The sequence below is a fragment of the Lentzea sp. NPDC055074 genome (assembly GCF_053608005.1).
The window spans coordinates 53941-73746 of record NZ_JBSGUQ010000027.1; the positions used below are offsets into that span (position 1 = coordinate 53941).

The 19806-nt window shown below is 68.3% G+C and carries 18 protein-coding genes, 3 tRNA genes and 1 pseudogene; 9 read left to right on the forward strand and 13 right to left on the reverse strand.

Annotation, left to right across the window (positions count from 1 at the left end):
- Window positions 1–235: 235 nt before the first annotated feature.
- Entirely contained in the window at window positions 236–1672 is a 1437-nt protein-coding gene (gene yczR / locus ACWF7A_RS40115; RefSeq protein ID WP_452255733.1) for a MocR-like transcription factor YczR, read from the reverse strand.
- 166 nt (window positions 1673–1838) lie between these two features.
- Between yczR and ACWF7A_RS40120 the strand changes: the two are divergent.
- Window positions 1839–2273 (forward strand): annotated as a pseudogene (locus ACWF7A_RS40120) (YczE/YyaS/YitT family protein); the annotation flags it as partial.
- A 64-nt stretch (window positions 2274–2337) separates the two neighbouring features.
- Here the strand turns inward: ACWF7A_RS40120 and ACWF7A_RS40125 are convergent.
- Both ACWF7A_RS40125 and ACWF7A_RS40130 read right to left on the reverse strand, forming a co-directional pair.
- On the reverse strand, window positions 2338–2865 hold the full coding sequence (locus ACWF7A_RS40125; protein WP_452255734.1) for a Clp protease N-terminal domain-containing protein: 528 nt from the start codon (window positions 2863–2865) through the stop codon (window positions 2338–2340).
- Entirely contained in the window at window positions 2862–3071 is a 210-nt protein-coding gene (locus tag ACWF7A_RS40130; protein ID WP_030473166.1) for a helix-turn-helix domain-containing protein, read from the reverse strand. Before ACWF7A_RS40130 ends, ACWF7A_RS40125 begins: the two co-directional genes overlap by 4 nt.
- Before the next feature lie 61 nt (window positions 3072–3132).
- On the opposite strand from ACWF7A_RS40130, the gene ACWF7A_RS40135 reads away from it, so the two are divergent.
- Window positions 3133–3843, forward strand: coding sequence for a hypothetical protein (locus tag ACWF7A_RS40135; RefSeq protein ID WP_452255735.1), 711 nt, complete (start codon window positions 3133–3135; stop codon window positions 3841–3843).
- Between the two features lie 48 nt (window positions 3844–3891).
- On the opposite strand, the gene ACWF7A_RS40140 is transcribed toward ACWF7A_RS40135, so the two are convergent.
- The 5 genes from ACWF7A_RS40140 to ACWF7A_RS40160 form a co-directional block, all read right to left on the reverse strand.
- Window positions 3892–3965: transfer RNA gene (locus ACWF7A_RS40140), tRNA-Phe, on the reverse strand.
- A gap of 14 nt (window positions 3966–3979) precedes the next feature.
- Window positions 3980–4053: transfer RNA gene (locus ACWF7A_RS40145), tRNA-Asp, on the reverse strand.
- A 52-nt stretch (window positions 4054–4105) separates the two neighbouring features.
- Window positions 4106–4178, reverse strand: a tRNA-Glu gene (locus ACWF7A_RS40150).
- A 149-nt stretch (window positions 4179–4327) separates the two neighbouring features.
- Window positions 4328–4957 (reverse strand): ScbR family autoregulator-binding transcription factor, encoded by a 630-nt coding sequence (locus tag ACWF7A_RS40155; RefSeq protein ID WP_452255736.1) that lies wholly within the window; start codon window positions 4955–4957, stop codon window positions 4328–4330.
- 126 nt (window positions 4958–5083) lie between these two features.
- Window positions 5084–5329, reverse strand: coding sequence for a hypothetical protein (locus tag ACWF7A_RS40160; RefSeq protein ID WP_452255737.1), 246 nt, complete (start codon window positions 5327–5329; stop codon window positions 5084–5086).
- Between the two features lie 154 nt (window positions 5330–5483).
- On the opposite strand from ACWF7A_RS40160, the gene ACWF7A_RS40165 reads away from it, so the two are divergent.
- The 4 genes from ACWF7A_RS40165 (at window position 5484) to ACWF7A_RS40180 (ending at window position 8953) form a co-directional block, all read left to right on the forward strand.
- Window positions 5484–5744, forward strand: coding sequence for a hypothetical protein (locus tag ACWF7A_RS40165; protein WP_452255738.1), 261 nt, complete (start codon window positions 5484–5486; stop codon window positions 5742–5744).
- Between the two features lie 55 nt (window positions 5745–5799).
- The gene (locus tag ACWF7A_RS40170) at window positions 5800–6006 is read left to right on the forward strand and encodes a heavy-metal-associated domain-containing protein (protein ID WP_452255739.1); all 207 of its coding nucleotides are present in this window, start codon (window positions 5800–5802) and stop codon (window positions 6004–6006) included.
- Complete coding sequence (locus ACWF7A_RS40175; RefSeq protein ID WP_452255740.1) at window positions 6003–8186, forward strand: heavy metal translocating P-type ATPase; 2184 nt, start codon at window positions 6003–6005, stop codon at window positions 8184–8186. Before ACWF7A_RS40170 ends, ACWF7A_RS40175 begins: the two co-directional genes overlap by 4 nt.
- A gap of 461 nt (window positions 8187–8647) precedes the next feature.
- Window positions 8648–8953, forward strand: coding sequence for a hypothetical protein (locus ACWF7A_RS40180; RefSeq protein WP_452255741.1), 306 nt, complete (start codon window positions 8648–8650; stop codon window positions 8951–8953).
- An 89-nt stretch (window positions 8954–9042) separates the two neighbouring features.
- Here the strand turns inward: ACWF7A_RS40180 and ACWF7A_RS40185 are convergent, their stop codons facing one another.
- Window positions 9043–9246 (reverse strand): cold-shock protein, encoded by a 204-nt coding sequence (locus ACWF7A_RS40185; RefSeq protein WP_030477903.1) that lies wholly within the window; start codon window positions 9244–9246, stop codon window positions 9043–9045.
- Window positions 9247–9605: 359 nt separating this feature from the next.
- Between ACWF7A_RS40185 and ACWF7A_RS40190 the strand changes: the two genes are divergently transcribed.
- Window positions 9606–10724, forward strand: coding sequence for a L,D-transpeptidase (locus tag ACWF7A_RS40190; protein WP_452255742.1), 1119 nt, complete (start codon window positions 9606–9608; stop codon window positions 10722–10724).
- Here the strand turns inward: ACWF7A_RS40190 and ACWF7A_RS40195 are convergent.
- On the reverse strand, window positions 10721–11536 hold the full coding sequence (locus tag ACWF7A_RS40195) for a glutamate ABC transporter substrate-binding protein (RefSeq protein WP_452255792.1): 816 nt from the start codon (window positions 11534–11536) through the stop codon (window positions 10721–10723). The genes ACWF7A_RS40190 and ACWF7A_RS40195 overlap by 4 nt on opposite strands.
- 82 nt (window positions 11537–11618) lie before the next feature.
- A complete protein-coding gene (locus tag ACWF7A_RS40200) occupies window positions 11619–12431 on the reverse strand; it encodes an oxygenase MpaB family protein (RefSeq protein ID WP_452255743.1) in 813 nt (270 codons plus the stop codon).
- Between the two features lie 34 nt (window positions 12432–12465).
- On the opposite strand from ACWF7A_RS40200, the gene ACWF7A_RS40205 reads away from it, so the two are divergent.
- Together ACWF7A_RS40205 and ACWF7A_RS40210 are read left to right on the forward strand one after the other, a co-directional pair.
- The gene (locus ACWF7A_RS40205) at window positions 12466–12876 is read left to right on the forward strand and encodes a PPOX class F420-dependent oxidoreductase (RefSeq protein WP_452255744.1); all 411 of its coding nucleotides are present in this window, start codon (window positions 12466–12468) and stop codon (window positions 12874–12876) included.
- Between the two features lie 80 nt (window positions 12877–12956).
- Window positions 12957–13469, forward strand: coding sequence for a hypothetical protein (locus ACWF7A_RS40210; RefSeq protein ID WP_452255745.1), 513 nt, complete (start codon window positions 12957–12959; stop codon window positions 13467–13469).
- Here ACWF7A_RS40210 and ACWF7A_RS40215 read toward each other — a convergent pair.
- Together ACWF7A_RS40215 and ACWF7A_RS40220 are read right to left on the reverse strand one after the other, a co-directional pair.
- The gene (locus ACWF7A_RS40215; RefSeq protein ID WP_452255746.1) at window positions 13466–17884 is read right to left on the reverse strand and encodes a DNA repair ATPase; all 4419 of its coding nucleotides are present in this window, start codon (window positions 17882–17884) and stop codon (window positions 13466–13468) included. The two genes, ACWF7A_RS40210 and ACWF7A_RS40215, sit on opposite strands and share 4 nt — an antisense overlap.
- Complete coding sequence (locus ACWF7A_RS40220) at window positions 17881–19806, reverse strand: SPFH domain-containing protein (protein ID WP_452255747.1); 1926 nt, start codon at window positions 19804–19806, stop codon at window positions 17881–17883. The genes ACWF7A_RS40215 and ACWF7A_RS40220 overlap by 4 nt, the downstream gene beginning before the upstream one ends.

Consider the following 19806-nt stretch of genomic DNA (forward strand, 5'->3'; position numbering starts at 1 on the left):
TAACTCCTCCTCTTATTTCCCGTTGTACGCAAGGAACCCAGTCTTCCTGACCTGCCAACCGCGCCCTGGCAGGTCGGGTCTGGTCCGAGTGCCGCGCTGCCCCCGCAGTCTCGGACCACACGGGAAACCTGCGGACGGGGGACGCCAATCCCTGGGTCGTCCCCCTCCGCAGGCCTCTCGGTTGCAAGTTCGTCGGCCCGGTCTCCACCGCTGCGGGAGACCGGGCCGACGTGTGTCACGCGACCGGTACGGACAGGTCGGCGCCCGCCGGAAATCCAGTACCCGCAACGGATGCAGCCACCACACCCAAACGGGCTATCGCCTCACGCAGCACTTCGGGTGACTGCGTGTACGGCACTCGGAGCATTTGCTCGCACCCGCCGTGCACCGCGAACCGAGGACCTGGGACGAGCCGCAGGCCGTGGTTCTGCGCCACCACCGCGATGCGCGTGCTCACCGGCCCGTCGAGCGTGCACCACACCCCGAGCCCACCGGCCGGCACGTCGAAACTCCACTGTGGACAATGTTCGCGCAACGCCGCGACCGCCACGTCCCGCTGCACCAGGGCCTCCTCGCGCCGTTGCCGCAGAACGCTTTCCGGCGACTCCAGCAACGCGGCCAGCACGAGCTGCTCGAACACCGGCGTGCCGAGGTCGATCGCCGCCCGCGTCGACAGCAGCCGGTGCACGACGTCCGCGGACGCCCTGATCCACCCGATCCGCAGTCCACCCCAGTGCGACTTGCTGGCGGATCCCAGCGTCACCACCGAATGCCCGCCGAACGCGGCCATCGGCAACGGCGCCTCGGCCGAGTCGAGCGCCAGCTCCACCAAGGTCTCGTCGATGACCACCGGAGTGCGTGCTTTTCTCAGAACGGCCGAAAGCGACTCCCGCGACTCGGACGACATCCGCAGTCCGGTCGGGTTCTGGAAGTCCGGGATCAGGTAGGCCAGCCGGGGACCCGCCTGCCGCAGCGCGGCCTCGAACCCGTCCAGGTCCCAGCCGTCCGCCAGCATCGGCACGGGCACCGGGATGCCGAACGACGCCCGCACCGCCTCCAGCGCGTTGGGGTAGCTCGGCTGCTCCACCAGCACCCGGTCGCCGGGCCCGACGAAGAGCCGCAGCACCAACGCCCACGCGTGCTGAGCCCCGGACGTCACCACGATCTGGTCCGGCGAGGTCGGCAGTCCCCGAGCCGCGTACCGGTCGGCGATCCGCTGCCGCAGCACCAGAAGACCCCGTTCGTCGTACCCGTGCGACGCGAGGTGCTCCGGCATCTGGCCCATCGCCACCTCCATGGCGAGCCGCACGGACGGCAACGCGGGCGGCGCGGCGCGGGACAGGTCGATCAACGTGTCGTCGGCGCCCGTGATGCCACCCCCGGCACCGACGGGTCCGTTGATCCACGACCCGGCCCCGCGCCGCGACGCCACGACCCCCTCGGCCCGCAGTTGGTCCAGCGCGGCGGTGATGGTGGTGCGGCTCACGGGCAGCGCGTCGGTCAGCTCCCGCTCGGACGGCAGCCGCGTCCCGACGGGCAGCCGCCCGTCCGCGACCAGCAGTGTCAGTGCCGCGACGAGATCGGCGGCACACTGCCGGGCCCCGCCACGACGCCACTCACCGAGCAGTCGGGCCAGTCGAGCTCCGGATATACGTCCACCTGGTGGAAGCATGAGGCCAATTATCCCGAATTGGCTATGGATTACCAGGCCAATCGAGGCGCAACATGGCCACATGGCCTCCATGACCGCACTCCACCAGGTCTCCGTCCGGATCTCTCCCGCCCGTCGCCTCCCGCAACTCTTCGCAGGTCTGTGGCTCTACGGCGCGAGCATGGCGATGCAGATCCGCGCGACTCTCGGCCTGAACCCGTGGGACGTGCTGCACGAGGGCCTCACGAAACTGACCGGTCTGAGCTTCGGGCTGATCACCGCCATCACCGGCGTGCTGGTGCTGCTGCTGTGGATCCCTCTCAGGCAGAAACCCGGTGTCGGCACGATCGCGAACGTCGTGGTCATCGCCGTCAGCGTCGACGTGACGCTCTCGTTCCTGCCCGCGCCGGAGGGACTGCTGCCCAGGATCGTGTTCCTGACGCTGGGCATCGTCCTCAACGCGGTGGCGTTCGCCGCGTACGTCGGCTCCCGCCTCGGACCGGGCCCGCGCGACGGCCTGGTCACCGGGTTCTGCCGCCGCACGGGGATCTCCCTGCGGCTCACCCGGACCGTGCTCGAACTGATCGTGCTCGGCACCGGCTGGCTGCTCGGCGGCACGGTCGGCATCGGCACGGTCCTCTACGCGCTCGGCATCGGACCGCTCGCGCAGCTGTTCCTGCCCGCGCTCACCTGGCGCGAGCGCTCGCGGCCCGCTTGCGAATCTCCGCGTACGTGGCCTCTCGTTCCGTCAGCACCTCGGCCACGATTCCCTTGCCCTGCAACAGGGCCAGCAGGATGTGCTCCACACCCAGGTAGTTGTGGCCGAGGTCGCGCGACTCGCGCAGCGAGTTCTCCAGTGCCTTCTTGAAGTCCGCCTCCAGCGGCATCCCGAACCACCGCCGGCGCGGCCCCGGCCGCAGCACCCCCGTGCCGAGGGACTGCTCCGCCGACTCGATCACCGCGTCGACGTCGATTCCCAAGCCCCGCAACGCTTCCGCGTCGGCCTTGGTCAACCCGCCCTTGCGCCGGTAGTCCCGGAACGCCGTCTCCAGCTCGTCGCGCGGCAGGTCGAAACCGGCCAGCACCGGCGCGTCGAGCAACGCCAGCATCAGGTGCTCCACACCGACCTCGGCGGCGTGGAGCTGTTCCGCCTCCCGCACCGCGGCCTTGACCGCCTCACGGGCTTCCTTCGTGAACCGCTCCGCGATCATCATCGACCCCCGTGCTTCTTGTGCACCGCTTGGCGGGACACCCCGAGCTCCGCCGCGATGTCCTGCCACGACCAGCCCTGGGCCCGCGCACTGCGGACCTGGGCCGCCTCCAGATGTTCGAGCAGTCGCCTCAACGCGCTGACGGCCCGCAACCCGACCTTCGGGTCGCGATCCCCAGCCGCTGTGGCGAGATCCGTCGCTTCCGTCATGATGTCAACGTACGTTGACAAACGCCATCCGTCAACCAATGTTGACACGTACGGTGGCGGCGTGAAGATCGAGACCGCTGAGCAGGGGGCTCCGGGCCGGGTCACCGAGGATCGGATCAGGGTCCTGCCGAACGCCGTCGTGGTGCTCGACGGCGTGACGTCGCGGACCAGACCTCCCGATCGCAACGGTGGCTGGTACGCCTCGAAGCTCGCCGACGAGCTCGCCCGGCTGATCAACGACACCGACCCGCTGACGGACGTCCTCGCCCTGGCCATCACGAACCTCGTCGAGGAGCACGACCTCGTCCTCGGTGACTCGCCCTCCGCGACCGCGTCGATCGTGCGCTGGAACGAGGAGACCGTCGACGCGCTCGTCCTGTGCGACACCCCGGTCGTCGCGTTCGGACAGTCCACCCGAGTACTCGAGGACACCAGACTCGAAGACCTCCGGCCCGATCCCGACATCCTCCGCTGGAAGAACACCCCCGGCGGCTACTGGGTCGCGGAGGCCGATCCCGCCGCCGGCCACCAGGCACTGACGGCGACCTGGCGTCGCGACGAGACCGAGAGTGTGATCGCTCTCACAGACGGGGTCTCCTGTGGAGTGGCCGAGTACGAACTCTTCGACTGGGAAGACCTGAGGCAATTGCCACTGGGTGAAGTGCTCGACCGAATCCGCGAAGCAGAGCGCGGTGATTCGGAACACCGGCGTTGGCCCCGCTACAAAACGCACGACGATCAAGCGATCGCGCGAATCACCTTCACCGCATGACGAAAGAAGCCCCGCAGAAACTCTGCGGGGCTTCTTTCGAAGAAGGTATGGCCAGGGGCGGGGTCGAACCGCCGACCTACCGCTTTTCAGGCGGTCGCTCGTACCAACTGAGCTACCTGGCCATGAGAAGAAAAAGCGACCCAGACGGGACTCGAACCCGCGACCTTCGCCGTGACAGGGCGACGCGCTAACCAACTGCGCCACTGGGCCTTGCTCTTGCTTGTCGTACTGTACTGCATGCAAGGTACTGCATGTTACTGCGTGCCCCCAACGGGATTCGAACCCGCGCGACCGCCTTGAAAGGGCGGGATCCTAGGCCGCTAGATGATGGGGACTAGCTGGTCTCTGGAAGCATCGTAAGCATATGCCATGAGTCCGCGCACCTCCAAAACGGGGGTCCCACTTATGCGTTGACCTGCTCAAACCCCCTCCAGGGCCGGATCGGCCAGATCAACAAATGCCTGGTCGGGGCCGTTCGGGCCCGTCACGCCGGTTCGGACGCTGTTTGTGATCCAGACAACTTCCACGCCGGAGACGCGACGCAGGGCAGCACGTGGCCCAGAACCTCGCGGATCCGCGAGGGGAAGTCCGCGCACTCCGTCGTCGCCGAAGAGATCAACCGCGAACCGAGAGCCGCGCTGCACAACGTCCGGGCGACGGCCTCCGGATCAACGCCGGGAAGCAGGTCTCCGCGTTCGGCCGCCTCGAACACGTAGGCGGCGACGAGCTTCTCCCACATGACGTGCGTGCTCGGGACGCCCGGATAGCCGACCTCGCGATCGGCGTTGAGCCGCACGCCGGCGCGCAGCACCACGTCGGCGGCCATCCGGTCGGCCGACTCGGCGAACATGCCGTGCAGGGCGCTGAGCGGATCGAGGCCGCGCAGCCGCCACGACTCCCTCAGCCCCGCCCACGACTCGCTCTGCCGCTCGATCAGGGCGTCGGCGACCGCTTCCTTGGAGGGGAAGTGGAAGTAGAACGCGCCCTTGGTCAGTCCGGCGCGCGCGAGCACGGCGGTCAGCGACGTGCGCTCGTAGCCGAGCCGGTCGAACTCCTGCGCCGCGGCGTGGAGTATCGCCTCGCGTGTCGCGTGCGCCCGGTCCTGCTGGGGCATGGGTAGAGGTTAGCCGTTGCCGCTAAAGAGACCCGTGGGTATGTTTCGAGATGCGGCCCTGTTCTGCAGGCGCGCTCCGGGGGGTGCGCGCCTGGAGTCAGGGCCGCTTTCGCGTACGCACGACGCTCACCGTTGCGCCGGTGGCAGCCCGCCGTCCTCGCCCGGCGACAGGCCGAGCATGTCCAGCAGCATCCGGCAGTCCTCGGCGCCCAGAGCGCTCCGCGCGACCGCGAGCCTGGCCCGGTGGACCTGATCGTCGGAGATCCGCGAGGGTTCTCCGCTCCGCTGGGCCGGCACGCTCGGCCCGCCCTGTCGCGACATGCCGTCGTCCTGTGTGAACAGGAACTTCCGCACTTCCAGTGACCCGCTCATGAGCACCCTCCCCGACTTGAGGTTGGCGCGAGGCTAAGCGACCTGGGACAACGGCCGCAGCCCCCCGCAGAGTGATTCCATCGCCACCCAGCGTTACTTTCCGTACAGGTGCCGGGTGTGTCCGGTGGAGAACTGGCCAGTGGATGATGGACCGATGACCGACCCCACGCCGGAGCCTTCCCCCGATGCAGAGGGCCAAAACGCGTCCGAGATACCGAATGCGGCCGAGCAGGAAGCGATCTTCCAGGCGCTCAGCGGCATCAACCTGAACACGATCGACGCCGACATCGAGTCGGCGTTCGGCTCGCGGATGGCCGAGCTCGACAAGATGCTCGAGGGCCTCGACGAGCTGGTCAACAAGATCGAGGGCGACCTCCAGAACCTGGACCAGCCCAAACCCGAGAGTCCTCAGTAGATCCCGTACCCCAGGGGGGTATAGACTCGGAGCTCCGAAGAGAGAAAGGGCTCCGATGTCCGTCAGCGCCACCTACACCGTCACCGGCATGACCTGCGGCCACTGCGTCAGCTCCGTCACCGAGGAGCTGAACGAGGTCTCCGGTGTCACGGGTGTCGACGTCGTCCTGGAGACCGGCGCGGTCACCGTGACGAGCGACCGCGAGCTCGACCGCACCGAGGTCGTCGCCGCCGTGACCGAGGCCGGGTACCAGGTCGCATGACCACCACCGAGCCTCGTCACGTCGAGCTCAGCATCAGCGGCATGACGTGCGCCTCCTGTGCGAACCGCATCGAACGCAAGCTGAACAGGCTCGACGGCGTCTCCGCCACCGTGAACTACGCGACCGAGAAGGCCAGCGTCCAGTTCCCGGACAACCTGCGAGTGGACGACCTGGTGTCGACCGTGCGGGCGGCGGGGTACGACGCGGAGGAGCCCCAGCCGGAGGCTCCCGAGCAGGACGAGGCCGGTGAACTGCGGCTGAGGGTCACCCTCGCCGCGGCGCTCGGCGTGCCGGTGATCGCGTTCTCGATGGTCCCGGCGTGGCAGTTCCCCACTTGGCAGTGGGTGTCGCTGGCGCTGGCCAGCGTGGTCGTGTGGGTGTGCGGCTGGCCGTTCCACCGTGCGGCCGCCGTCAACGCACGGCACGGCGCCAGCACGATGGACACCCTCGTGTCGATGGGCGTCACGGTCTCGTACCTCTGGTCGCTCTACGCGCTGGTGTTCGGCGAGGCCGGCGTCATCGGCATGCGGCACGAGTTCAGCCTGCTGCCGCGCCCCACGACCTCCGGTGACATCTACCTGGAGGTCGCGGTCGGCGTGACCGTGTTCCTGCTGCTCGGACGCTGGCTGGAGGCCCGTTCGAAGCGCAGCGCGGGTGCGGCCCTGCGGTCGCTTCTCGCGCTCGGCGCGAAGGACGTGGCGGTGCTGCGCGACGGCGTGGAGACCCGCGTTCCGATCGGTCAGATCAAGGCCGGCGAGCGGTTCGTGGTCCGTCCGGGTGAGCGCATCGCCACTGACGGCCTAGTGGTCGAGGGCAGTTCGGCTGTGGACCGCTCGATGGTGACCGGGGAGTCCGTCCCGGTCGAGGTCGGCGAGGGCGACCAGGTCGTCGGCGGCACGGTCAACGCGGGCGGCCGGCTGGTCGTCCAGGCCTCGTCCGTCGGCGCCGACACCCAGCTCGCGCGGATGGCGCGGATGGTCGAGCAGGCCCAGGCCGGCAAGGCCGAGGTGCAGCGCCTGGCGGACAGGGTGTCGTCGGTCTTCGTGCCGGTCGTCGTGCTGATCGCGCTGGCGTCGTTCGGCGCGTGGCTGCTGGCGGGACGCCCGCTGGAGTTCGCCGTGACGACCGCGGTGGCCGTGCTCGTGATCGCCTGCCCCTGCGCGCTGGGCCTCGCGACGCCGACGGCGTTGCTCGTGGGCACCGGCCGCGGCGCCCAGCTCGGCATCCTGGTGAAGGGCCCCGAGGTGCTCGAGTCGACGCGCCGGGTCGACACCGTCGTGCTGGACAAGACCGGCACCGTGACGACCGGACGACTGACGCTCGTCGACGTGGTCCCCGCCGACGGCGAGTCCCGGGACGAGGTGCTGCGCTTCGCCGCAGCCGTGGAGAACGCGTCCGAACATCCGATCGGCGCCGCGATCGTGCGTGCCGTCGACGAGGTGCCGCCGGTGTCGGACTTCGTGTCCACGGACGGCGTCGGGGTCAGCGGAACGGTCGAAGGTCGACGTGTCGTCGTCGGCCGGATGCGCACCGTGTCGCTGCCACCGGAGTTGACCGAGGCCGCAGTTGCCCACACAACTCGGACAGTTGTCGCGGTTTCCTTTGATGACAAGGTTGTCGGCCTCGTCGTCGTCTCGGATGTCGTGAAACCCACGTCCGCACAAGCGATTCGGGAACTGAAGCAGCTCGGATTGCGCCCGGTGTTGCTGACCGGCGACAACGCCTCCGTGGCCGCCGAGGTCGCGGCCGAGGTGGGCATCGACGAGGTCATCGCCGACGTGATGCCGTCCGGCAAAGTCGAAGCGGTCCGGAATCTCCAGGCACAGGGCCGAGTCGTGGCCATGGTCGGTGACGGTGTGAACGACGCGCCGGCCCTCGCGGCCGCGGATCTGGGGCTGGCCATGGGAACCGGCACCGACGTCGCCATCGAGGCGAGCGACCTGACGCTGGTGCGCGGTGACCTGCGCGTGGCGGCCGACGCGATTCGGTTGTCCCGCAAGACTTTGAGCACGATCAAGGGGAACCTGTTCTGGGCGTTCGCCTACAACGTCGCTGGACTCCCGCTCGCGGCGCTCGGCCTGCTGAACCCCATGATCGCGGGGGCCGCGATGGCGTTCAGCAGCGTGTTCGTTGTTACCAACAGCTTGCGACTGCGGGGTTTCCGGGCATCGGCAGCTTGAGAATCTGGTTCCGAACTCTCCCCATCGAGCACGTGCGCATGCAACAATCCAAAAGCTGACACACCCCCGGTCAGCGCCTGTGGAGATCCCCTCCGGCCCCCGCGTTCCTCCCCCTGGCGCGGGGGCCTCCTCCCCTTCTCGCAGGCTGCTCGGCTTGCGCCTCGCCGCTTGCGGGAAGTCGGGTGTTCTCTGGGGGCCGAGCCCCCAGAGCCCAGCCGGGGCAAGCCCCCGGACCCCCCCGTAGGTCTACCGGCATCGCATTGCGTGGTGCCCGGCTTGGGTGGCGTGGCGGCCCGCTTGGGTGGCGCGGCGCTTGGCCCGCATTGCGTGGCGTGGTGCCCGGCTTGCGTGGCGTGCTCGGCGCCCTGACGGAGATCCACTCTGAGTAGAGCCATTTACACCTTGGGGTGACCCGGCTCACAGGGGTTTGGCTTCCGTGACCGAGCCGTTATCGTGTGCCGGTGCCTATCGGATCCCTCGGACGCTCCAAGTCCGGCCGTCACCGTCCTGCGGACGCACCGCAGGAGCCGGGGACGTCGCCCGACGAGGAGCTGACCTCTTACCTGGCCGCACTGGCCCCGGACGCGGACAACGAGACCACCGCGTCGGGCTTCGGCAACGCGCAGGTGTACCAGCTGCGGCTGCAGCTGATGGCCAACGAGCAGCTCAAGGAACTCGCTGCCGAGCGCCAGACCTCCCCGCAGGCTCTCGCCACGGAGTGGGTCATGCAGCGCCTGGAGTGGGAAGCGCGTCAGCGCGGCCACTAACTCCCAGAGCGAACGAAGAAGGACCCTCGACCGAGCCCGGTCGAGGGTCCTTCTCACGTACGGCTCAATTTGCGGCTTGTTGCAGAACTTCAGACCGCGCGGACGTTCTGGGCCTGCGGACCCTTGGTGCCCTGGCCGACCTCGAACTCCACTCGCTGGTTCTCCTCCAGGGTGCGGAAGCCCTGACCCTGGATCTCCGAGTAGTGGACGAAGACGTCAGCGCCGCCGTTGTCCTGGGCGATGAAACCAAAGCCCTTCTCGGAGTTGAACCACTTGACAGTGCCCTGTGCCATGTACCTGCCTCCATCGCAGGAAAGCTTGGGGCTGCACCGTGCAACCCCGGCCGTCCCGGGGGCGTTCGGCAAACTCGCTGAGAGCGCACCGCACGCCCGCGTGTCGTTCCGCGAGCGTGTGAAGCACGAACACAGAAACCACGGCCTGCGCGGGTCAGCCTAACGTGTGATTGGTCATAGCACTACAGGTCATTACCGGCCAGTTGCATGCCTCAATAGGAGGAAAGCCGCTGGTCCGGGTGGGTGATCGCAATTTCCCGAGCAACGTGTTCCACCGCCGCGCGTCCTCTTGAGCATTGGACGAGGGGATCTTGGGGGAGTACGTGTTCCGGCCACTGATTTTGGTTCTGCTACTGGGATTGACCGCCTGCGGCGCCGCGACCGACGGTGCATCCGGCACCGGTTCGCCGACCACTGCTCCGGCGGGACAGGCGAAGGCGAAGGGCGTGCTGACGGTGACTCCGTCGACGGGCGAAGGGGTCAGCCCGGCCGGACCATTCGAGGTCGGAATGACGGGTGGCGCGTTGACCGCCGTCGCGCTAACGGGTGCCGACGGGCGGGTGGTGAAGGGGGAGCTCACCGCCGGCCGATGGGTCGCCACCGAGGACCTGGGCTACGACAAGGCCTACACGTGGTCGGGTTCGGGCAAGGGTGAGGACGGCGCGGAGGTTCCGGTCTCGGGATCGTTCCGCACGGTCAAGCCGCAGCGGCTCACCAGCGCGAAGCTCAACGTCGGCGACAACCAGACCTACGGCGTCGCGATGCCGTTGAAGGTGACCTTCAGCGCGCCGGTGCAGGACAAGGCCTCGGTGCAGAAGTCGATGACCGTCAAGACCTCCGTGCCGACCGAGGGCGCGTGGGCGTGGCTGTCCGACACGGAGGCGCACTGGAGGCCGAAGGAGTACTGGCGACCGAACACCGAGGTCTTCCTCGACGTCGCGGTCTACGGCGTGCCGTTCGGCGGGGGTGCCTACGGCAAGTCCGACGTGCACGCGCAGTTCAAGATCGCGGACCGGGCGCTGGTCGCCAAGGCCAACACGCAGACCAAGCGGTTCGAGATCTACCGCGACGGCGTGCTGCTGCACGACCTGCCGGCGTCGTACGGCAAGGAGTCCGACCCGGGCAGGGTGACCCGGTCCGGCATCCACGTGGTGCAGCAGAAGGAAGCCGCGCGGCGGATGAAGAGCACCACGTACAACTACGACGTCCCGGTCACCTGGGCGGTGCTGATCTCGCAGAACGGCGAGTTCGTGCACGAGAACGACAAGACGATCCCCCAGCAGGGCAACGAGAACGTGTCCCACGGGTGCGCGAACCTGTCCGGTCCCAACGCCAGGATCTTCTACGACCTGACGATGATCGGTGACCCGGTCGAGGTCGTGGGGTCCTCGGTGCAACTGGGTCCGGCCGACCGCGACTACTGGGACTGGACCCTCGACTGGGCGGCCTGGACCGCCAAGTCCGCGGCCATCGGTTAGGACTTCTCGGTGATGGTGGGTGGCTGCGGGATCTCGTAACCCGACGGACCGACGTTGCGTTCGAGGGCCCGCTTCCACTCACCGCTGGAGATCATCTTCTCGATGGCCTCGTTCACGGCGTCGCGCGACTCGGCGTCCCCCTTCGGCACGCCGATGCCGTAGCGCTCCTTGGAGAACGTCTTGCCGACGAGCTTGAGCAGCTCGGGGTTCTCCGCGGCGAACCCGGCGAGGATGACCTCGTCGGTCGTGACGGCGTCGACGTTGCCCGCCATGAGAGCGATCACGCAGTCGGAGTACTGGCCGTACTCGACGATCTGCACCTGCTGCGAGAAGTCCGTCTTCACCTTCTGCGCGGAGGTGGATCCCTTGACCGAGCACAGCTTGCGGCCGTTCATGGTCTCGGGGCCCTGGATGGAGTTCTCGGTGTAGCGCACCAGCATGCCCTGACCCGTCTCGAAGTACGGGCCGGCGAAGGCGACCTTCTCCTTGCGGGCGTCGGTGATCGAGTACGAGGCGATGATCAGGTCGGCCTCGCCGTTCTCGAGCATCGACTCGCGGGCGGCACCCCGGGCCTCCTTGAACGTGATGCCGGTGTCCTTCACCCCGAGCTCGCTCGCCACGTACTTGGCGACGTCCACGTCGAAGCCGACGTACCGGCCGTCCAGGCGTCGCTGGCTCATGCCGGGCTGGTCGTACCGGATGCCGATGGTCAGCTTTCCGGAGTCAGCACGTCCGATGACTGTGGTGGTGTCACCGCTCCCACAGGCGGTGGCCAACACCGCAACGGCAGTCAGGAGCGCGGCACGACGGATCACGACAGGCCTTCCGGGGGTGGTCTGGATTCGTGCGCAATGCTACGGACCTGGGGCGATGATCGACTGTGATGTATGACAACTACGGAAGCCTCGCCCTGCTCGGTGTCACATGCTTCCCGTGCCGCTCGATCGCGTGCCTCAGATGGCCGGGCGGAGCGAGCCTCCTGATCCTGTCGGGCACCAAAAGCGCAGCTCGGCGCATCAATCGCAGCCACTGATCAGCACGTTTGTACGGTTCGCGGCCGTGCAGTTCGAGCGCCCACTCGGGTAGTACCGAGTAGGCCAGGTGGCCCACGAGGACCCGGTACACGGGGAGTCCGTGGCGGACCCACCCTTGAACGGGCGGTCCGTGCAAGAAGTCGTAGATCACATCGGAATCGGGCGTCCGGCGCAGAACCGGACGCATCCGGTCGAAGTATTCGGCCATTTCACGCCGGGATCCCGGTACTTCATCCGGGTGCAATCCGACCAAAGCGGCCGCAGAGCGCTGCTCGGCGTAGTAGAGGTCCTTCTGCCTTCCGGTCAGCCCGTACCCCGCGCGGTCGAGCACTGTTTCGAAGCAGGAAACCTCCGAGCAATGAACCCACAGCAGCAGTTCGGGTTCGTCGACGCGGAACGTCCGGCCGTCGACGACGCCGCGCAGGTTCCGGTGCGTGGCCCTCACCCGTGCCGCGGCGGTGGCTATGTCCTCGTCGGTGCCGTAGACGCCGAGGCCGACGAAGTCCGCCGTGCGTTTGAGCCTGCCGAGCGGATCGGCCTGGAAGTTCGAGTTCTGGACGACACCAGCGACCGCCTGGGGGTGCAGTGCCTGCAGGTAGAGGCTCGCGATCCCGGCGATCCACATCGTCGGGTCGGCGTGCATCTGCCAGCTCACGGAGTTCGGGTCGGGCATGCGGACATCGTCCCGTCTCGCCAGGATGAAGACCATGGACCTGGACCAGGCACGGGATGTGCTCCGCAGCCAGCACCGCGCGGTGTTCTGCGCACTGAAGTCCGACGGCACCCCGGCGATGTCGCCGGTGCTCGTCGCACTGGACGACAACGGCGACGTGCTCGTCTCCACACGAGCCGCCGCGTACAAGACGAAGCAGGTGCAGCGCGATCCGCACGTCTCGCTGTGCGTGCTGCCGGACAGCTTCTTCGGCCGCTGGATCCAGCTCAACGGGACCGCGACGGTCGTGCCGTTGCCCGAGGCCATGGACCTGCTCGTCCAGTACTACCGGACGATCTCCGGCGAGCACGCCGACTGGAACGACTACCGGGCGGCGATGCAGCGCGAGCAGCGCGTGATCCTGCGGATCTCGCTCACCTCCGCCGGACCGGACAAGACCGGCTGATCCTGTAACACCGTTAGCGGGCGCAACGATTCCACGGGGACGGCGGCTACCGGGCAGGCGGAACCTGGGGAGCGGAAGCGATGGCAGGTGTCAGACGCCGCGGCTACTTCACAGCCGCGGTGGCGGTGATGGGCGCGGCCCTGATCGCGGCCTTGTTCTCGGCACCCCCGGACAAGCCCGTCGACATCCGCCTGGTCGCACCGCCGCCCCTGCCGCCCGAGGTCGTCACCGCGACCGCCACGACCACCGTCTCCGCCGTCGGGGTCCAGCGGCCACCGCCTCCACCGCCGCCCCCTCCGCCACCGCGCGCTCAGGGGGACGCCGACCGGCCGCCGCCTCCTCCGCCCGGGCACAGACCGCCGCCACCGCCACCGCCGGGCAAGAAGCCCAGACCGAACCTGTACGACCTGCTGCGGTGTGACTCGGAGCTCTTCGGCGACGACCTCAAGCACTGCCTGCAGTGGCCTCTAGACGTCGAGAAGTTCTGCGAGTTCCTGGAGGAACACCAGCTCGAACCGACCGACGTGCGTGGTCCCGGTAACGGCCGGTTCGACCACTTCGACCGGTTCGAGCTGAGCTGCGACGACAGCTAACCCTTGAGCCGCCGCAGTGTCGCGAGGTTCGTTTCCGCCAGCGCGCCGAGCAGCTGCGCCTCCCCGAGGTAGTGGTCGTCGATCAACGCCTCGACCTCGTCGTCGTTCATCGCCGGCACGATCCGCGCGGCCATCCTGTTCATGTTGCGATAGCTGCCCTGCAACAGGAACGGCTCTTCGGACGGGTCCGCCGCGGACGCGATGTACGCCTGGTTGACCTTCAGCACGACCTGCTGGATCCGTCGCAGCTTCCGGACGACCGACAGCATGCGTTCGAGCTCGACGGTCTCGTACTCGTGCCGGACGCTCTCGCCGTTCGCCAGGCGCACCAACGGTTCCACGTCGACACCGCCGAGCGTCGGGTTCGAGCCGGATGCGTTCTCCAGGTAGCTCAACGCGAACAGCTCGTCGCGACCGGACAGCACGTCGCCGAGGTTCCACACGTCCGCGCGGTTCGCGAGCATGTCGGGCACGCGGAACGCCCGGCCCGTCTCGGTGTACGGGTTGCCGGCCATCGACACCGCGAAGCGCTTGCCCCGCAGGTCGAACGTCTGCGGCTCGCCGTCCCAGACGCCCTCGACCCGGCGCTGGGCGTCGCACAGCGAGATGAACTTCTGCAGCAGCTCCGGTGAGGTGTGCTGGATGTCGTCCAGGTGCAGCAGGACGTTGCTGCCCAGGGCGAACGCGAAGTTGATCCGCTCGACCTCCTGGCGCGCGGTGGCGTTCGGTGCCTCGGCCGGGTCGAGCGAGGTGACGCCGGTGCCGAGCGCCGGGCCGTTGACCTTGACGAACACCATGCCCAGGCGGTTCGCGACGTACTCCATGAGCGTCGTCTTGCCGTAGCCGGGCGGAGAGATCAGCATCAGCAGGCCGGTGCCGTCGTTCAGCTGCTTGCTGAGGTTGTCACCGATCAACGGCAGGTAGACCTCGTTCAGCAACCTGTTGCGCACGAACGTGTTCAGCACGGCCGGCCGGTAGTCGTCGAGCCTGAGCCTGCGGCGTTCCTCCGCCAGCAGCTCGTCCCGCTTGCGCTGGTAGGCGCGGAAGGCGGGGACCTGGTCGGAGCGGAAGGTCCTGAGCCTGGTGAGGGTCTCGTCCAGGCGCAGGTCCATCGACTGGTCGTGCACGCGCGGGTGCGTGCCGAGCAGGCCGGTGACGGTCTCGGTCAGCGACGCGCTGGAGTCGTAGCGCGGCAGGTCGGTGAGCAGGACGGCGACGACCTCGGGGAACTCCGGGCAGACCTCGTCCTTCAGGAACGCGTGCAGCCAGGCCTCGATCAGGTCGCGGTCGTGGAGCTCCTCGGTGACCACGGCGCGGAACCTGTCGATCACCGCGCGGGCGGCCTTGCTGGTGACGAAACCCTCGGGCTCGCAGGCCAGCTCCTCGAACAGGTACTCGGCGGTGAGCTCGTCCAGTCCGAACTGGCCGCACAGCTCGGGAATCCCGTGCGTGCCACCGAAGATCGTGCGGGCCCGGGCCAGCGACTCGGCCTTGCGCGTCCACACCGCGCGTTGGTCGGCCGGCTGCTCGGACCAGAAGATCTGGGCTCGGGCACGGGCCTGCGGCGGGTACCTGAGCAGTCCGGCACCGGCGTGGAGTCGTTGCAGGACAGCGAGGATCTTCTCGGCGTCGTGGTCGTGGACACCCTTCTCGTAGCCCTCGTCGTAGCGTTCCGCGGCGGCGTTCGTGACGTCGGTGCGGCCCTCGGCGAGCAGGCAGCCGGCGAGGTGCTCGGACCGGTAGACGGCCTGGGTCTCGCTCACCAGCAGCTGGTCCCAGAAGCCCTTGGTCCCGGCGAACTCGCCGTCGGTGACCTCGCTGCGGTAGTCGGTGCCGGTGACGGCGTAGTAGAGGCGGCCGTCGCGGGGCACGAGCGTGAGGTTCATCGGCTCGGTCGTCACCGGGAAACGATGACGACCGAGCACGATCGACGCGCCGTCGTACAGATCGGCCCGGTCACGCAGTGCCCGGCCTCCCTCTTGCCGGGCATCGCGCAGACTCGCGTCGAGCTCGTCGGCCCGGACGTCGCCGAGCTCCCTGAGCTGCTCGGCGACCGTGCGGACCTTGGCGACCATCGGGTCGCCGGCGAAGTACGTGTTGATCTCGTCGGTCGAGGTCAGCTTGCCGACGCGACGGCGGATCGTGCCGAGCACGCGTTCCGCGGACTGCACGAGCCGGTCGGCCCTGCGCGCCCGTTCGTCGAGCAACGTCTGCTTGCGGGCGGAGAAGGCCTCGTAGACGTCCGTGCGCTTGGCACCGACCTGGGCGAGGAAGTCGTCGAACTCGCCGAACCGCGACTCGAGGTTCTCCAGCTGCAGCAGGAGTCGTCCCAGCTGGTCGTCGCAACGCTGCGGGGTGTCCGCGACCGACAGCGCGCCCGTGATGGCCTGGCCGAGCAGCGCGAACTCCGCGGCGAACTCGGCGCGGCCCTCGGCGTTCGCGAGCTGGGCGCGGCGACCGTCCACAGTGGCCCGTGCCCGGTTGACCGCGGCCAGCACCTCGCCGATGCTCGCCAGGATCTGCGTGCGGGTCGTCGTGTCGGCGGCGTCGAGCGTGCTGACGACCTCGGTCAGCACCTCCAGGCCGCCTTGCTGCTGCGCGAGCCGTTCACGCAACGGCTTCGCCTCGGCGGCGGTCTTCAGCTCCGCGGCCGCGATCTGCTCGATCTCCTCGTGGTACTGGGAGAACGCACCCTCACCGCTGAGGAACGCGATGGCCCTGCGTGCCGACGCGCCGAGCTCCTCGACCAGTTCGGCTTCTCGTCTGTCGATCTCTTCGACGTCGACGTACCTGAGGTCCTTGAGGGTGATCAGACGGCCCTGGGCGGACCTGAGGTCGGCCAGCAGCCGCACCCACTCGTCGGCGCTGCGCGGAGCGGCGGACCTCGCGAGCCTGATCAGACTGCCGAGCTTCTCGGCGGCCTCGTGGAGCTGCCGGGCCGCGTGCTCGGTGAGCGTGCGGACGGCCTCGAACTCGTCCAGCACCTGCTCGGCCGTGGCCCGGACGGCCTGGACGTCCTGCTTGAGCCCCAGTTCGTCGAGCCAGAACACACCGTCGATCACCCTGGTGCACAGGGCGATCAGGCCCTCGAACACCGGTGCGCTCGGGGTCATCTCGGCGCTCATCCTGGTGATGGACAGGCAGTCCGAGATGCCGCGGACGAGCTCGGCGTTGCCGATCCGGGCGAGCGGGCCCGCCTGGTCCGGCAGCACCTCCTGGGCCATGAACGGTGTGCGCCAGACCTGCATCGGGTGCACGCGCACGGGTTCGGAGCCGGTCTCGCGGAAGACCACCAGCGTACCGTCGGCGAAGAGCGAGTAGCCGTGGCACGTGATGGGGGTCGCGACCTCCTTGCGGATCACGTTGTAGGGCAGCAGGAGGCTGCGGCCCTCGCGGCGGGCGTGGTAGACGAACAGCACGTCCTCGCCGTTCGCGGACCGGACGACCCGTTCGAACTCCAGCTCGTCCGTGTCGACGTCGAACGTCTTGTCCGCGCCCGTGACCAGGTAGTACCCGCCGGGGAAGATGATCCCCTGGTCCTCGGGGAGCCGCTGGCAGGCCTGGCCGATGCCGTCGAGCCTCGTGACCTCCTTGGAGCGGGTGTTGAAGACCAGGTGCCGGGGCGCGGTCTCCTTGTAAGGCAGGATCTTCAGGAGGATCAGCGGGCCGACGCGGGCGTAGTGGATCTCGGCGTCCGCGAGGCTCTGCAGCGGTTCGTCGACGGGCTCGGAGTAGACGCCCTCGCCGGACTCGGTGTTGTTCTCGATCTTGACGGTCAGCGTGCCGCCGACCGTCTCGACGAACACCTCGTTGTCGATGGCGATGTGCGGGTGCCGGCCGAGCACGTGCTGCTCGCGGGTCGTCTCGACCCACGTGAAGTCGTGCGCGGGCGGGAAGACGTGGTCGCGGTCGCCCCGGTCGTCGACGTAGGTGACCGAGCCGTCGACCTTGACGTCCCAGCGCAGGACCTTGATGTCCTCGATCCGCGCGCCGGTCTGGAACACCGCGAGCAGGCGAGACTCGACGATGCGCAGCTGCAGCAGCCGGGTCTCGCGGTAGTAGCGGTACAGCTCGGCGAAGTCGTTGCGGAACCTAGGGTCCCGCAGGAACTCGGCCTCGACCGTGCCGAAGTCCCTGCCGTGCGCCGCGAAGACGTCGTTGACCGCGGTCTCGGGCTTGAGGCCCATGAAGACGTTGTAGCCGAACAGCATCACGTCGCCGAGCGCCACGATGTCTCGCGGCACGCAGTTGTTCTCGGTGCGGATGCGTTCGGTGGCGACGAGTTCGAGGGCCGTGCTGCCGAAGGTCTCGACGCGCCGGTCGTTCAGCGCCTCCGTGCCCCGGGCGAGCCCGGCGGCCTGTTCGGCCAGCCGGGCCCGCAGCACCTCGTAGGTGCCGGCGTCGAGAACCGTCATGCGGTCTGGCCGTTGTTCTTGGCCATCTGGGTCAGCGCGATCGCCGCGGCGATGTTCTGCGCGTCACCGGTCGTGAACGAGCTGAGGATCTTCGTCAGGTCCTCGGGGAAGTTGTTCGTGCCGTCCATCCACTTGGAACCCAGTGCCTGCACCACGTCCGAGCCGCCGACGAACCCGTCGACCTGCTTGCCCGCGGTGATCGAGCTGGCGATCCTGTCGAAGAACATCGTGTCGCCACCGATGATGTCGATGTCGGCCTTCTCCAGGCCGGCGGCGAGCACCATGGCCTGGGCCTCGGCGATCTCGCGCTGCACGTCGATGCCCTTGAGGCGGATCTCCTTCTCCGCTTCGAGGCGCAGGCGGTACTCCTCGTGCTCACGCGTGGCGGTGTCGAGCGCCGCCATGGCCTCGGCCTTGTGCGACAGGCCTTCCGCCTCGCCCTTGAGGCGTTCCTTGATGCCCTCGGCGTCGGCCAGGGCCTTCTCGCGGTCCACCACGGCCTCGGCGCGGCCCAGTGCCTCCGACGCCGCGGCGTCGCGTTCCTTGACCAGCGCGTCCGCGAGACCCTTCGCGGCGGCCTCGGCCTGCGTGCCCTCGGCAAGACGGATCTTGGAGCGGGTGTCGAGCTCGGCGGCCTGGTTGCGCGCCTCGGCGAGCACGACCTCCTCGCGGGCCTTGTGCTGCGCGGACTGCTCGGCGGCCTCGGCGGCCTTGATGTCCTTGACCAGCGACTCCTGCGCCTCGGCCTCGGCACGGATGATGATCTGCTGACGCTCGCGCTCGGCTTCCTCGACCGCGCGCAGCTTCTTGATGTTCTCCTCCTGCTCGGCCACCGTCTTCTCGACGGCGACGCGCTCGCGCACCAGGTCGGCGATCGCGCGGCGCTCGTGCTCGAGCTCCTTGTCCTTCTCGATCATGCGCAGCGAGGTCTCGCGTTCGCGGGCGATGACCTCCAGCAGGCGGTCCTTCTCGATGCGCTCGGTCTCGACGGCGATCACGCGCTCGCGGTTCTTCTCGGCGACGGCGATCTCGCGGGCCTTGTTCTCGGTCTGGATGCCGAGCTGCTCCTCGGTGCGGATGAAGGCGGTGTTGGCCTTGAGGCGTTCCTCGGCCTGCACCTTCTGCGTCTCCGCCTCCTGCTGCGCGCGGGCGGTCTCGATCTCGCGCCTCTGCTTGATCTCCGCGTCGGCCTGGCGGCGTTCGAGCTCGAGGATCGCCTCACGCGCGCTGACGTTCTGGCGCGTGATCTCCTTCTCCTCGTTGCGGGTGAACTCGTTGGTCTTGACGTGCTCGATCGCGGTCAGCTCGGTGATCTTGCGGATGCCCTGCGCGTCCAGGATGTTCGCGGGGTCGAGCTGCTTGAGCGGCGTCTGCTCCAGGTAGTCGATGGCCGCGTCCTCGAGGCTGTAGCCGTTGAGGTCGGTGCCGATGACCTGGACGATCCGGTCGCGGAACTCGTCGCGGTGGGTGTAGAGGTCCACGAAGTCGAGCTGCTTGCCGACGGTCTTGAGCGCCTCGGAGAACTTGGCGTTGAACAGCTCCTGCAGCGTCTGCTCGTGGCTCGCGCGCTCGGTGCCGATCGCCTGCGCGACCTTGATGACGTCCTCGACGGTCTTGTTGACCCGCACGAAGAACGTGATGCGGATGTCGGCGCGGATGTTGTCCTTGCAGATCAGGCCCTCGTTGCCCGCCCTGCGGATCTCGATCGTCTTCACCGAGATGTCCATCGTCTCGCAGCGGTGCAGCACCGGGAGCACGACGGTTCCCGTGAAGGTCACGTCGACCTTGCGCATCTTCGAGACGATCAGTGCCTTGCCCTGCTCGCACTTCTTGAAAAGTCTGCTCAGCGTGATCAACGCCAAGATCAGCACGAACGCGCTCACGGCGATCAGAACGATCAGCCCCGTGGAGATCGCACCCAT